The following is a 13,206-nucleotide window of genomic DNA, read 5'->3' on the forward strand; positions in this document are numbered from 1 at the left end:
CGTGGCCACCACCGACCGCCCGTCAGGCCGCAACCAGCTGCGCGTCGGGCGCCTCGTCAAGGCGCACGGCCTCAAGGGCGCGCTCAAGCTGGAGCTGTACACCGACGATCCGGCCGGGCGCTTCGTGCCCGGCGCCGAGTTCACGTTGCAGGTGCCTGAGGCATCTCCGTGGCACGGCAAGTCCATCACCGTCCGCGAGCACCGGGTGATGAACGGCAGCTCCGTCGTGTTCTTCGAGGGCGTCGACGACCGCACCGCGGCCGAAGGCCTGGTCAAGGCGATCCTGTGGATCGACCAGGACGAGACCGAGGAGCCCGAAGACGACGCCTGGTATGACCACCAGCTCACCGGGCTGGACGTCGTCCGCGATGACGTCGTCGTCGGGCGCGTGATCCGCGTCGATCACCTTCCCGCGCAGGATCTGCTCATCGTCCGGCCTGCATCGGGGAACGGATCCGAGATCATGGTGCCGTTCGTCTCGGCGATCGTGCCGACCGTGGACATCGCCGCCGGACGCATCGTCGTGACGCCGCCCGCCGGACTGTTCGAGGAGCTCGCGGACGAGGACGCACCCGCCGACGCCTCCGAGCAGGACGCTCCCGGTGCGGATTGACGTCGTCTCGATCTTCCCGTCGTACTTCGACGGGCTGACCCTCTCGCTGCTGGGCAAGGCGCGCGACAGCGGGATCCTGGACCTGAACGTCCACGACCTGCGGGACTGGACGAGCGATCGGCACCGCACCGTCGACGACACGCCCTACGGGGGCGGCGCCGGCATGGTCATGAAGCCGGAGCCCTGGGGGCTCGCGCTCGACCAGCTCGCGGCCGAGCCCGCTCGCACGGCTTCTGTTCCGGAGCCGCTCGACGCTCGCCCCACCATCATCTTCCCGTCACCGGCGGGCGAGGTGTTCCGGCAGTCGACCGCGCGCGAGCTCGCCGACCGCGAGCATCTGATCTTCGGCTGCGGCCGTTACGAGGGCATCGACGAGCGCGTGTTCGAGGAGGCCGCAAGCCTGGGCGAAGTGCGCCTGATCAGTCTCGGCGACTACGTGCTGAACGGGGGAGAGGTCGCCGTCATGGCGATGATCGAGGCGATCGGCCGACTCATCCCCGGTGTCGTCGGCAACCCTGAGAGCCTCGTCGAGGAATCACATGAGGATGGCCTGCTCGAGTACCCCTCGTACACGAAGCCGTCGGTCTGGCGCGAGCGCGAGGTGCCGCCGATCCTGCTGAGCGGGAACCACGGCGCGATCGCTGCCTGGCGTCGGGAGCAACAGCTCGAGCGCACCCGTCGCCGCCGCCCCGACCTGCTGTCCGACGAGGGCTGAGCGCCGTCCCGCGCTGCTTCATGGCGACCGACCGGAGGCGGATCGGGATCCTGGCGGACCTTCTCAGAGCAGGCGCTCTGTTCCGTGGGCGAGTTCGAAGACGATCCCATGCGGGTGGCGCAGCGCGAGCGTGTCCGCATGCCCGTACCCGAGCATGGCGCCGCGCAGCAGCCGGCCGATCATCTCGTGCGAGACGAGCAGCGGTGTCCCTTCACCGGCCCAGGAGCACTCCTCCAGCGCCCGGAGTGCCCGCGGTCGCGCCGACGCGTAGCTTTCGCCACCGGGGAACGCCCATCCGTATCGGTTCTCCGACCGCAGGGCGCGGACACCGGGGTGGGTCTCATCGATCTCATCCCAGGTGCGCCCCGCGAAGGTCCCCAGATCCACCTCCGCGAGTTCGTCGACGACGACCACGGCCACATCGAGGTGTTCGGCGACGATCTCCGCGGTGCGTCGTGCGCGTCCCAGCGGACTCGTGCAGATCAGCCCGACGCCTGAGCTTTCCAGCCGCCGTGCGATCGCATGCGCGTGCTCGATGCCGGCGGAGGTGAGTGGGGAGTCGAGCCGACCTTGCATCCGGCGCTCGAGATTCCACTCGGTCTGGCCATGCCGCGCGAGGAACAGGCGATCCGGCATCCGTGCGGCGAGAGGCATGCCGACAGAATGGCACAGCACCCGCTTCGGCACAGCGGCCGCTCGGCTCCGGGGTACGCCTCAGCGCGGGCGCATCCGGGATCAGTCGACGCCGAGGAACGTGCGGTCGGTGAGGACGATCGGGCCGTCCTCGGTGATCGCGACCGTGTGCTCCGAGTGCGAGCCACGGGAGCCGTCGGCACTGCGCAGCGTCCAGCCGTCCGGGTCGGTGACGAGCTCGTCCGTGGTCGCGAGGAACCAGGGCTCCAGCGCCATCACGAGGCCGGCGCGCAGCGGGAAGCCGCGTCCGGGCCGGCCGTCGTTGGGCACGTGCGGGTCGCCGTGCATGATGCGGCCGACGCCGTGCCCGCCGAAGTCCGTGTTGATCGAGTAGCCCTCGCCGTGAGCGACGGCGGCGATCGAGGCCGAGATGTCGCCGATCCGGTTGCCGACCACGGCCGCCGCGATCGCTGCATCCAGGGCGCGCTCGGTCGTGTCGATGAGGCGAAGGTCCTCATCGCGCGGGGTGCCGACCACGAACGACACGGCGGAGTCGGCGACCCAGCCGTCGACGGAGACGGCGAAGTCGAGGGAGACGAGGTCGCCGTCGCGCAGTGTGTAGTCGTGGGGCAGTCCGTGCAGCACGGCGTCGTTCACGGACGTGCAGATGACCTTCCCGAACGGGCTCGCGCCGAACGAGGGGTGGTAGTCGATGTAGCAGGACTCGGCACCGGCCTTGCGGATCATGTCGTGCGCGCGCCGATCGATCGAGAGCAGGTTCGTGCCCACCTTGGTCTCGGCACGCAGCGTCGCCAGCGTCTCCGCCACGAAGCGTCCGGCCGCCCGCATCTCCTCGATCTCGGCGGGGGTGCGCAGTTCGATCATTCCCAGTCCTCTCGTCTGGTCCATTCTCTCCTACCTCTCTGGCGGCCGACGCCTCTCCGCCGGCGACGCTCACAGCGAACGCGCGGATCCGCGTCGGTGCCCCCGACGTAGCATCGCGGTATGTGGATCCGGCGCGCTTTCTTCTCCTGGCTGTTCCCGGCCGCCCTGGTGCTGCCGCTGTGGCTGTTCATCGGCTGGGGTGTGTTCCAGGCCGGAGGCTGGGCCTTCCTCTGGGTGCTGTTCGTCGCTCTGCCCTCGGTGCTCGTCGGTGAGGTGGCGTTGGGGTCGCTCGTGCGCGCGCGCCCGACCGTCCGAGAGGAGCGCGCGGTCTCCTGGCGCGACGTCATCGGGTTCACCGTGTGGCATGGCCTCACGATCGCCTTGGGCTTCTTCCCGCAGAGTGCGTTCGGCTGGCTGCTGACCGGCACCATCGTGGCGTTCCTCGGCCTGTTCTGGTCGACCCTCTGGCAGCTCTGGAAGGACCTGGCGGAGCGCGGCAGGGCCGCATTCGCGATCGACGGCGAAGCGATGCGCGCCGCGGCATACGGGGATCCTGGCGGCCCTCAGCGAGAGCGGATGTCGCAGCAGGGAGACGTCTTCGTCATCACGGAGACGGACCGTTCAGGGGCCTGACGCCCGGAGCGCGCGGCCGCGGTCTTCCTCGCGCCCCGGGCGCGACCTCTCCGCGCGCTGAGCCGTGGGCCGGGAGGAGCCGATCCCGTTTTGGTGCGGATCCGGTTCCATGGCAGAATGGTTCTTTGTGCCGTGACCCGGTTCTGCCTCAGGGGAACCCGCGGGCGCTCAGCGCTCCGTTCGGCACACAACACTCCTTTCACCCCTTCCTACATGCATGCGACCTGAGGCGAATGCAGAGAGAGACGATCATGCAGATCCTCGACGTCGTCGACGCGGCTTCGCTCCGCTCCGACATCCCCGACTTCTTCCCCGGCGACACCGTCAAGGTGCACGTCAACATCATCGAGGGCAGCCGCTCCCGTATCCAGGTCTTCCAGGGTGTCGTCATCGGCCGCTCGGGCGACGGTGTGCGCGAGACCTTCGTGGTCCGCAAGATCAGCTTCCAGGTGGGCGTCGAGCGCACCTTCCCGGTGCACTCCCCGGTGATCGACCACATCGAGGTCGTCACCCGCGGCGACGTGCGCCGCGCCAAGCTGTACTACCTCCGCAACCTGCGCGGCAAGAAGGCGAAGATCAAGGAGAAGCGCGACGCGCGCTGACCCATCCGCTTTCGAACAAGCGCCCCGAGACACGGTTCCCGGGGCGCTTGTTCGTTCCCTGGACATGAGAAGCTGGAAGGCGCCGTCAGTCGACGGCCGAGGCCTGTGAAGGATGGCGCATGACGGAAGAGCTCGCGGCGGCCGGACCCGCCGACGCGGTGCGGGAGCAGACGACGCCGCGACGACGCGGCTGGGTGATCTTCCTCCGCGACGTCGTGGTGATCCTGCTCATCGCGGTGCTGGTCTCCTTCCTCGTGAAGACCTTCGTGGTGCGCAGCTTCTACATCCCGTCCGGCTCGATGGAGAACACGCTGCTCGTCAAGGACCGCATCCTCGTCGATGAGGTCACTCCGCACTGGAACGGCTATCACCGCGGCGACGTCGTGGTCTTCAAGGATCCGGGCGGCTGGCTGCCGCCGGCGCCGCCGCAGCCGCCGCGGTCCCCGCTGTTCGAGGCCGGGGAATGGTTCCTCACCCTGATCGGGGTCGCCGCCCCCGACTCGGACGACCATCTGGTCAAGCGCCTCATCGGCCTTCCGGGTGATCATGTCGTGTGCTGCAACTCACTGGGCCAGCTCACCGTGAACGGCGCTCCGATCGACGAGTCGTCGTATCTCAAACCCGGCGTGGGCGACGCACGCGCGTCCAGCATCCCGTTCGATGTCACCGTGCCCAAGGGCGCGGTGTGGGTGCTGGGGGACAACCGCACGCGCTCCGAGGACTCGCGCTATCACCAGGATCAGCCCGGGGGCGGATTCGTGCCGATGCAGAACATCGTCGGGCGCGCATTCCTCACCACGTGGCCGTTCGACCGGTTCGGCCTCGTCGACGGTCACTACGCCGTGTTCAACGGGGTGTCGAAGCCGAAGCCACAGGAGCGCCGCCGTGGCGGTCGTCGAGCCTAGCCTGGTCCTCGAGCGGCGGCTGCTGCGGGAGCACTCCCATCTCATCGCCCTGGACGAGGTCGGGCGAGGAGCGCTGGCCGGCCCGGTGGCCGTCGGCGCGACCGTGGTGGACGCGGCCGCCGCACGACGGCGGGTGCCGCAGGGATTGCGCGACTCCAAGCTGGTGCCGGAGAAGCGCCGGCCCGAGGTCGCCGACCGTGCCGGCGCCTGGGCGCCTGCGAGCGCGGTGGGCTGGGCCTCGAGCGCCGAGATCGACGAGGTCGGCATCATGCGCGCACTGGGCCTCGCCGCGTCCCGTGCGATCATCGCGGCTTGCGGGGACGCCTGGGAGGCCTCGACGGCGCTCGTGATCCTCGATGGCAACCACGACTACGTCTCTGCCGTGCATCCCGGGCGCCTGACCGTGCGCTCGATCATCAAGGCCGACCGGGACTGCGCGTCGGTGGCCGCGGCCTCGGTGCTGGCCAAGGTGGCACGCGATGCCCTCATGGTCGACCTGGCGCCCGAGTTCCCGCACTACCAGTGGGAGCGGAACAAGGGTTACGCGAGCATCGAGCACCGCGAGGCGATCCGTCTGCGCGGGTTGACCCGCCACCACCGCTCGTCCTGGGCGATCGCCGACGCGCCCACGCTGTTCTGACCGCGCGCGAGGATGCGGCCCCGCGGATCCCGCTCTCGTAGGATGGGGGATCATGGATGACGACGCCTTCGACGACTACGACCGTGAGCTCGAGCTCGCCCTGTACCGCGAGTACCGCGACGTGGTCCTGCAGTTCCAGTACGTGGTCGAGACCGAGCGCCGCTTCTACCTCGCCAACGAGGTCAACGTGGTGCGCCGGGACACCGAGCATGACTTCTACTTCGAAGTGTCCATGAATGACGTCTGGGTGTGGGACATCTACCGCGCCGACCGCTTCGTGAAGTCCGTGCGCGTGCTCACGTTCAAGGACGTGAACGTCGAGGAGCTGTCGCGCCGCGAGTTCGAACTGCCGCAGGAGCTCTCACTCGACGGCGAGTGATTCATGCCGTGGCGGGCGCCCTCTGGCCTGACCGCTGCCCCTCCCGCGATCTTCCTCCCCAGGCGGATGATCCCGCCGATTGCGCACGGGTTGCGTGAACGGCGCTCCACGACGCCGCAGCGGCGGTCAGGCTGTCGATCATGGCAGCCAAAGACGATCTCGGACGCGCGGGGGAGGACCGCGCCGCAGCGCACCTGACCCGACTCGGATACCGGATCCTCGACCGCAACTGGCGGTGCGATCAGGGTGAGCTCGACATCGTCGCGCAGCGCGATGGCACGCTGGCGTTCGTCGAGGTGAAGACTCGGCGCACCCTCGACTACGGACACCCGTTCGAAGCGATCGACGAGCGCAAGCGGCAGCGGCTGTGGCGACTGGTGCACGTATGGGTGCGGGAGCACCCGATGGCGAGCCGGGGGCAGGCGCTGCGGCTCGAGGCGATCGGGATCGTGGGCGCGGATCCGGCGATCGGAGTCCTCGAACACCTGCAGGATCTGCGATGACCGCGCGCACCTGGGCGGTCGCCCTGACCGGGTTGAACGGACACATGGTGGACGTCGAGGCGGATCTCTCGCAGCAGACGCCGGGGTTCGATCTCATCGGGCTTGCGGACCGTGCGCTCGGCGAGGCGGTGCGCCGTGTGCACAACGCCTGCCGCAACAGCGGCCTCGACCTGCCGCGGCGCAAGCTCACGGTGAACCTGTCGCCCGCCGGCCTGCCCAAGCACGGGGCCGCGTTCGATCTCGCGATCGCGATCGCGGCGTTCGGCACGACCGGATCCCTCGATGAGGTCTCGCTCGCTCGCACGGTGCATCTGGGCGAGCTCGGACTGGACGGGCGGCTGCGCCCGATTCCCGGGGTGCTGCCGGCGCTGCATGCGGCGCGGGAGGCTGGGTTCGAGCGGGCGGTGGTGCCCGTCGCGAATGAGGCCGAGGCCCGGCTCGTACCAGGGCTCGAGGTGCACGCGGCCGTGAGCCTCGCCCACGTGGCGTTGCTGCACGGTGCCGAGCTGGCCGAGCTCGTCGATCCTGAACCGGTGCTCGCCGCGGCGACACCGGCGCGGAGTGGTCCTGCGCCGGAGCTGGCGGATGTGATCGGACAGGACGAGGCGGTCGCCGCCCTCGTGGCCGCCGCGGCAGGAGGGCACCACCTGCTCCTGTCCGGTCCGCCCGGCGCCGGCAAGACCATGCTGGCGCGCAGGCTCGCCGGGATCCTCCCGGACCTCGACGAGGAGCTGGCCCTCGAAGCCGCCTCGATCCGTTCGCTGATGGGGGAGAACCTCACCCGCCTGGACCTCCGGCCGCCGTTCGTCGCGCCCCATCACAGTGCGTCGATCGCCGCCATGATCGGCGGCGGATCCCGAGCGGCCCGGCCAGGTGCGATCGCCCGAGCCCATGGCGGGCTGCTCTTCCTCGACGAGGCGGCCGAGGCCCCGGGCGGTGTCCTGGACGCGCTCCGGCAGCCGCTGGAGGCGGGGATGATCGAGATCCATCGCGCCGAGTTCACGACGCGCTTCCCCGCGCGGTTCCAGCTGGTGCTCGCCACGAATCCGTGCCCTTGTGGAGCCTTCGGCGTGGTCGGCGAGGAGTGCATCTGCCCTCCCTCCGCGATCCGGCGCTATGCGGCACGGCTGTCCGGTCCGATCCGGGACAGGCTCGACATCGAGGTGCGGGTCGCCCGTGTCTCGGCCGCCCAGGTCAGCACGCAGGAGCGCGGCACGCTCTCGACGGCCGATGCGCGCGGGCGGGTCGAGGAGGCGCGGGACCGCGCTGCGCGGCGCTGGAGGGGCACGCCGTGGCGGCTCAACGCGCACGTGCCAGGCACATGGCTGCGCCAGGGAGATTTCCGGCTCCCCGCCGAGGCGCGGGCGCCGTTGGATCGCGCGTTGCAACGCGGGGCCCTCACGCTGCGCGGATACGACCGGGTCCTGCGGCTGGCGTGGTCGGTAGCCGACCTGGCGGGGGCGGACGCACCGGGGCTCGCCCATGTGGGGCGCGCCCTGTTCCTGAAGAAGGGGATGACGGCATGAGCGCGACGGAGCAGACCACTGCGGCGGGGAGCGCGGAGCGCAGCGAGCGGCGCGCACCGGGCGGCGGAGCACTCGCGGCACGGTTGCGCGCCTTCCGGGAGGACGAGCGCTTCCTTGAGGCGGCCACCCGTGTCCGTCCCGATGCGGAGCGGCCCGAGGTGCGTGACGGCCTGATCTGGAATCTCATCACCGAGCCTGGCGACGGCGTCGCGGGCGCGCTCGTCGCCGCGCTCGGGCCCCAGGAGGCACTGGACCTCATGGCGAGCGGTGAGGGGGATCGCCAGGATGGCGTGGACGACCGCCCGGCAGCGGGAGCGCTGCGGGACGGGCGGCGACGCTGGGCTCCCCGGCTCGACCCGCTGCCGCATCTCGGAGCGCTGCGGACCGCAGCACGCATCGGAGCGAGCCTTCTGCTGCCGCCCGATCCGGAATGGCCCGCGTGCGCAGCAGATCTGGGTGCGCATGCCCCGCACGCGCTGTGGCTGCGTGGCGATCCGACGGTGCTGACGGGAGACGGCGTCGCGCTCGTCGGCGCCAGGGCCTCGTCGAGCTACGGCGAACACGTCGCGGGGGAGCTGGCGGCCGAGCTCGCCGCAGAGGGGCGCGTGATCTTCTCCGGAGGCGCGTACGGGATCGACGGTACGGCGCACCGCGCCGCGCTTCGTGCCGGAGGAAGGACGGTGGCCGTGCTCGCCGGAGGGGTGGATCGGCCTTACCCGAGCGGGCATGCGCAGCTGTTCGAGCGGATTCTGACGAGTGGCGCGCTGGTGAGCGAGGTGGCCTGCGGCACCGCCCCGACCAAGTGGCGGTTCCTGGCACGCAACAGGCTGATCAGTGCGCTCTCCGCCGCGACGGTCGTGGTCGAGGCCGGGCACCGCAGCGGGTCCCTGAACACGGCGGGGCACGCGGCCGCGCTCGGCAGACCGCTCGGCGCCGTACCGGGTCCGATCACCTCGACGGCGTCCGCGGGCTGCCACCGGCTGCTGCGCGACTACGACGCGCGCTGCATCACGTCCGTCGCCGACGTGCGCGAGCTGCTCGGGGTCGCCGCGGTGACGCCGGCGACGGCCTCGGAGGATCCGGACATGGTGCGCCTGGCCGACGCGCTGAACGTGCGCACGCCACGCAGCAGCACGCAGCTCGCGCAGCGCAGCGGGCTGAGCGCGGATCGAGTCGAGGCGCTCCTCGGCATCTTGGAGCTGGATGGCAGCGCGGTCCGCTCCGAGCACGGGTGGCGCAGCATCCTGCAATGAGAGGTCGTGGTGCCCGCGCGTGCTCCCGCCGGTGCAGAGCCGGGGAGCGCATGCTGGAGTCATGCGCGTATCCGAGGCCGCCACGGCGTTCACGACGCACCTCGCCCAGGTGCGGCGGCTGTCGCCGGCGACGGTGCGCGCGTACCGGTCGGATCTGGCCGATCTCGCGGCGTCGACGGCGGATGCGGCGCTCGACGACGTCGATCTCGAGGCGCTGCGGGACTGGCTGTGGCGAGCCACGCAGCGGGGTGACGCGCGATCGACCCTGGCTCGACGGACGGCGGCGGTGCGCTCGTTCTTCGCCTGGGCCGCCGAGGCCGGGCTCATCGCGCACGACCCCGCGCTGCGCCTCGTGACACCCAAGCGAGGGCGCACCCTGCCGGCGGTGGCATCGGCCGACGCGATGCGCGTGCTGCTCGACGAGGCGCGCGACGCCGCACTCGACGGAGATCCTGTCCGGCTTCGCGACAGCGCGATCCTGGAGCTCCTGTACGGATCGGGCATGCGCGTCTCCGAGTTGTGCGGGCTCGCCGTCGACGACGTCGACCTCGACCGAGGCACCGCCCGCGTGCTCGGCAAGGGCGACAGGGAGCGCGTCGTGCCGTTCGGCGCGCCGGCGCGTGATGCGGTCGCCTCGTACCTGCGCCGCGCCCGACCCGTGCTCGTCGCCCGCGCGGAGCGGCCAGGCCCTGCGCTGTTCCGCGGTGCGCGCGGAGGAGCCCTGGGACCGCGCGCGGTGTACGAACTGGTCGCTCGTGTGCTCGCGCCCGTGATCGGCGCGGAGACCGTGGGACCCCACGCGCTCCGCCACTCCGCTGCCACGCACCTGCTCGACGGTGGAGCGGACCTGCGCGCGGTGCAGGAGATCCTCGGGCACGCGAGTCTGGGGACGACCCAGATCTACACGCACGTCTCGGCGGAGCGCCTCGCGGCGAGCTACCGCCTCGCGCACCCACGGGCGTGACGGACGCACGGACGCGCGTCGCCATCATGCCCGTGGCAGTGGTCAGCAGCCGTCGGTCCCGCAGGGCAGCAGCACCGCGCGCGGCACGTCGCCGAACAGCAGCATGGGGTTGATGTAGACGCCGTTCCAGCGCACACCGACGTGCAGGGCACCGGCGGGCGTATGCCCGCCGGTGGACAGGGTCGCGATGACCTCCCCTCGATGCACGATCGTGCCGGGGGCCAACTCCGACTGCACGGGCTCGAACGTCGTGACCAGGCCGTTGCCGTGGTCGATCGTCAGCAGCGGACGGTCGACGACCACGCCTCGGAACGCGATCACGCCGTCGGCCGGTGCTCGGGCCCCGCCTGTCGCCGCGATGTCCATGCCGCGGTGCCCGGGTCCGTAGTCGTGCGCGGGGGCCCGGAACGGCACGAGCACCGAACGCGCGCCCTCGATCGGCCAGAGCCAATCGTGGTCCGGCAGCGAGGAGGAGCCACCCGCCGAAGCGCGCCCCTCCGCTGCCGGACCAAGGCCCGGAGTCGCGGGACCAAGGCCCGGAGTCGCGGGACCAAGGCCCGAAGCTGCCGGACCCCGGCCCGAAGCCCGCGAACTCACCTCGATCTGACCGACGTCGCCGGTGCGTGCAGGACCTCCAGCCGCGACCGCCGCCGGCGACGCCGCCGAAAGCACCACGGGAAGCAGCCCGCCGAGCAATGCGGCCGCCACCGCGAGCAGCCCGAGCGGCGGACGCCCGCCGCGATTCGGGGAGGCAAGGCGACGAGGAGAGTTCATCCTCCGATCCTCCGCCGTGCGGCGTTCGCTCGGTGAGTCTTCCGCGCAATCGGTGCACAGCCTGCGCACCGGCGGGATTGTGCGGACGGATCGCGCGTGTTCCGGCGTCGCGACCCTGATATGCTTGCACGGCACCCCGTCTGTCGGGGTGACTACGCGTGCCCACAGCGTTCAACGTGGCGAACACTCCACAGGTCTCTCGCAGGAGAGCGGAGTGTGCGCCGGGCACCAGGATCGCCGATCACCCGATCGGCAGCACAACCTCAACGAACAAGGAGTACGACCATGGCCGTCGTCACCATCCGCCAGCTGCTCGACAGCGGCGTTCACTTCGGACACCAGACCCGCCGGTGGAACCCGAAGGTGAAGCGCTTCATCCTCACGGAGCGCAGCGGGATCCACATCATCGACCTGCAGCAGTCGCTGGGCTACATCGACAAGGCCTACGACTTCGTCAAGGAGACGGTCGCACACGGCGGCACCATCCTCTTCGTGGGCACCAAGAAGCAGGCGCAGGAGATCCTCGCCGAGCAGGCCACGCGCGTGGGTCAGCCCTACGTCAACCAGCGCTGGCTCGGTGGCCTCCTCACCAACTTCACCACCATTGCGAAGCGTCTCGCCCGCATGAAGGAGCTCGAGGAGCTCGACTACGAGAACCCGGCCGCATCGGGCTTCACGAAGAAGGAGCTGCTGCTCAAGAAGCGCGAGCTCGACAAGCTGCACAAGTCGCTGGGCGGTATCCGCAACCTGACCAAGACCCCGTCGGCCCTGTGGGTCGTCGACGCCAAGCGCGAGCACCTCGCCATCGACGAGGCCAAGAAGCTCGGCATCCCGGTGATCGGCATCCTCGACACCAACGCCGACCCGGACGACTTCCAGTACCCGATCCCCGGCAACGACGACGCGATCCGCTCGGTGTCGCTGCTGACCCGCATCATCGCCGACGCCGCGGCCGAGGGCCTGCAGCTCAAGCACAACCCCGAGGTCGGCGACGCCGAGCCGCTCGCCGAGTGGGAGCAGGAGCTCCTCGAGGCCCCCGCCGCCGACGAGGCCCCCGCGGCCGAGGTCGTCGAGGGCGCGGCCGCAGAGGTCGCCGCGACCGAGTCCGCTGCGGACGAGGCCGGCGCCGAGGCGCACGACGAGACGATCGCCGCTGCTGCCGACGAGACGGTGGCCGAGGTCGCCGCCGCCGAGTCGACCGACAAGTAATCGCCTATCGGTCATCTGGCAGAAGCCAGCTGACCGGCATCCACCACGCATACATACGAAGCAAGGAGCCACCACAACATGGCCAACTTCACCATCGCCGACATCAAGGCGCTGCGTGAGCAGCTCGGAACGGGAATGGTCGACACCAAGAAGGCGCTCGAAGAGGCCGACGGAAACGTCGAGAAGGCCGTCGAGATCCTTCGCCTGAAGGGTGCGAAGGGCAACGCCAAGCGCGCTGACCGTTCCACCAGCGAGGGCCTGGTCGTCGCCCGCGAGCAGGACGGCGCCGTGACGCTCGTCGAGCTCGCCTGCGAGACGGACTTCGTCGCGAAGAACGAGCGCTTCATCGCGCTGGCCGACAAGGTCGCCGACGCAGCCGCCGCCATCAAGGCGGACAGCGTCGAGGCCGCCCTCGCGGCGGACGCCGGCGGTCAGACCGTCGAGCAGCTGATCTCCGACGAGGCTGCGATCATCGGCGAGAAGGTCGAACTGCGTCGCGTCGCCACCATCTCCGGCGAGCGGACCGAGGTCTACCTGCACCGCACGAGCAAGGATCTCCCGCCGCAGATCGGCGTCGTCGTCGCCTACACGGGTGACGACGCGGAGACCGCTCGCAGCATCGCGCAGCACATCTCGTTCGCGAACCCCTCCTACCTCACCCGTGAGGACGTCCCGGCTGCGGACGTGGAGAAGGAGCGCGAGATCGTGACCGAGATCTCCCGCAACGAGGGCAAGCCCGAGGCCGCCCTGCCGAAGATCGTCGAGGGGCGCGTGACCGCGTTCTTCAAGCAGGTCGCCCTGCTCGAGCAGGACTACGCCAAGGACAACAAGCTGTCCGTGGGCCAGGTCGCGAAGGACGCCGGTCTGAACGTGACCGGCTTCGCCCGCTTCAAGGTCGGCGCGTAACAGCATCGAAGGGGTTCGGATCCACCAGGATCCGGACCCCTTCGTCATGCCCCCGCTCCTGCACGG

The 13,206-nt window shown here is 70.5% G+C and carries 16 protein-coding genes; 13 read left to right on the forward strand and 3 right to left on the reverse strand.

Annotated features, from left to right (window positions below):
- Window position 1: 1 nt before the first annotated feature.
- Window positions 2–613, forward strand: coding sequence for a ribosome maturation factor RimM (gene rimM, locus ACTJI8_RS01470; RefSeq protein WP_440731641.1), 612 nt, complete (start codon window positions 2–4; stop codon window positions 611–613).
- The gene (gene trmD, locus ACTJI8_RS01475) at window positions 603–1,328 is read left to right on the forward strand and encodes a tRNA (guanosine(37)-N1)-methyltransferase TrmD (protein ID WP_440731642.1); all 726 of its coding nucleotides are present in this window, start codon (window positions 603–605) and stop codon (window positions 1,326–1,328) included. Before rimM ends, trmD begins: the two co-directional genes overlap by 11 nt.
- A 63-nt stretch (window positions 1,329–1,391) precedes the next feature.
- On the opposite strand, the gene ACTJI8_RS01480 is transcribed toward trmD, so the two are convergent.
- Both ACTJI8_RS01480 and map read right to left on the reverse strand, forming a co-directional pair.
- Window positions 1,392–1,982 carry a histidine phosphatase family protein gene (locus tag ACTJI8_RS01480; protein WP_440731643.1) on the reverse strand — a complete coding sequence of 197 codons (591 nt, stop codon included), beginning with the start codon at window positions 1,980–1,982 and terminating at the stop codon, window positions 1,392–1,394.
- 81 nt (window positions 1,983–2,063) lie between these two features.
- Window positions 2,064–2,846, reverse strand: a complete 783-nt coding sequence (gene map / locus ACTJI8_RS01485; protein ID WP_440731644.1) for a type I methionyl aminopeptidase — start codon at window positions 2,844–2,846, stop codon at window positions 2,064–2,066.
- Window positions 2,847–2,966: 120 nt separating this feature from the next.
- Here map and ACTJI8_RS01490 point away from each other — a divergent pair, with 120 nt between their 5' ends.
- The 9 genes from ACTJI8_RS01490 to ACTJI8_RS01530 all read left to right on the forward strand — a co-directional run bounded on the left by ACTJI8_RS01490 (window position 2,967) and on the right by ACTJI8_RS01530 (window position 10,251).
- On the forward strand, window positions 2,967–3,479 hold the full coding sequence (locus tag ACTJI8_RS01490; RefSeq protein ID WP_440731645.1) for an MFS transporter permease: 513 nt from the start codon (window positions 2,967–2,969) through the stop codon (window positions 3,477–3,479).
- 251 nt (window positions 3,480–3,730) lie between these two features.
- The gene (rplS, locus tag ACTJI8_RS01495; protein ID WP_440732424.1) at window positions 3,731–4,081 is read left to right on the forward strand and encodes a 50S ribosomal protein L19; all 351 of its coding nucleotides are present in this window, start codon (window positions 3,731–3,733) and stop codon (window positions 4,079–4,081) included.
- Window positions 4,082–4,200: 119 nt separating this feature from the next.
- Complete coding sequence (lepB, locus tag ACTJI8_RS01500; protein WP_440731646.1) at window positions 4,201–4,986, forward strand: signal peptidase I; 786 nt, start codon at window positions 4,201–4,203, stop codon at window positions 4,984–4,986.
- Window positions 4,967–5,626, forward strand: a complete 660-nt coding sequence (locus ACTJI8_RS01505) for a ribonuclease HII (protein WP_440731647.1) — start codon at window positions 4,967–4,969, stop codon at window positions 5,624–5,626. The genes lepB and ACTJI8_RS01505 overlap by 20 nt, the downstream gene beginning before the upstream one ends.
- A 52-nt stretch (window positions 5,627–5,678) precedes the next feature.
- Complete coding sequence (locus tag ACTJI8_RS01510; RefSeq protein ID WP_045273217.1) at window positions 5,679–6,005, forward strand: DUF2469 family protein; 327 nt, start codon at window positions 5,679–5,681, stop codon at window positions 6,003–6,005.
- A gap of 140 nt (window positions 6,006–6,145) precedes the next feature.
- Complete coding sequence (locus ACTJI8_RS01515; protein ID WP_440731648.1) at window positions 6,146–6,508, forward strand: YraN family protein; 363 nt, start codon at window positions 6,146–6,148, stop codon at window positions 6,506–6,508.
- Window positions 6,505–8,034, forward strand: coding sequence for a YifB family Mg chelatase-like AAA ATPase (locus ACTJI8_RS01520; protein ID WP_440731649.1), 1,530 nt, complete (start codon window positions 6,505–6,507; stop codon window positions 8,032–8,034). The genes ACTJI8_RS01515 and ACTJI8_RS01520 overlap by 4 nt, the downstream gene beginning before the upstream one ends.
- Window positions 8,031–9,287 (forward strand): DNA-processing protein DprA, encoded by a 1,257-nt coding sequence (gene dprA / locus ACTJI8_RS01525; protein WP_440731650.1) that lies wholly within the window; start codon window positions 8,031–8,033, stop codon window positions 9,285–9,287. The genes ACTJI8_RS01520 and dprA overlap by 4 nt, the downstream gene beginning before the upstream one ends.
- A gap of 61 nt (window positions 9,288–9,348) precedes the next feature.
- Window positions 9,349–10,251, forward strand: a complete 903-nt coding sequence (locus tag ACTJI8_RS01530; RefSeq protein ID WP_440731651.1) for a tyrosine recombinase — start codon at window positions 9,349–9,351, stop codon at window positions 10,249–10,251.
- A gap of 42 nt (window positions 10,252–10,293) precedes the next feature.
- Here ACTJI8_RS01530 and ACTJI8_RS01535 read toward each other — a convergent pair whose 3' ends face one another.
- Entirely contained in the window at window positions 10,294–11,025 is a 732-nt protein-coding gene (locus tag ACTJI8_RS01535) for a murein hydrolase activator EnvC family protein (RefSeq protein WP_440731652.1), read from the reverse strand.
- A 285-nt stretch (window positions 11,026–11,310) separates the two neighbouring features.
- On the opposite strand from ACTJI8_RS01535, the gene rpsB reads away from it, so the two are divergent.
- Together rpsB and tsf are read left to right on the forward strand one after the other, a co-directional pair.
- On the forward strand, window positions 11,311–12,234 hold the full coding sequence (gene rpsB, locus ACTJI8_RS01540; protein ID WP_440731653.1) for a 30S ribosomal protein S2: 924 nt from the start codon (window positions 11,311–11,313) through the stop codon (window positions 12,232–12,234).
- 78 nt (window positions 12,235–12,312) lie between these two features.
- Window positions 12,313–13,140, forward strand: coding sequence for a translation elongation factor Ts (gene tsf / locus ACTJI8_RS01545; RefSeq protein WP_440731654.1), 828 nt, complete (start codon window positions 12,313–12,315; stop codon window positions 13,138–13,140).
- Window positions 13,141–13,206 lie beyond the last annotated feature (66 nt).

Source organism: Microbacterium sp. 22303 (genome assembly GCF_052045265.1).
In the GTDB taxonomy this organism is placed as follows: domain Bacteria; phylum Actinomycetota; class Actinomycetes; order Actinomycetales; family Microbacteriaceae; genus Microbacterium.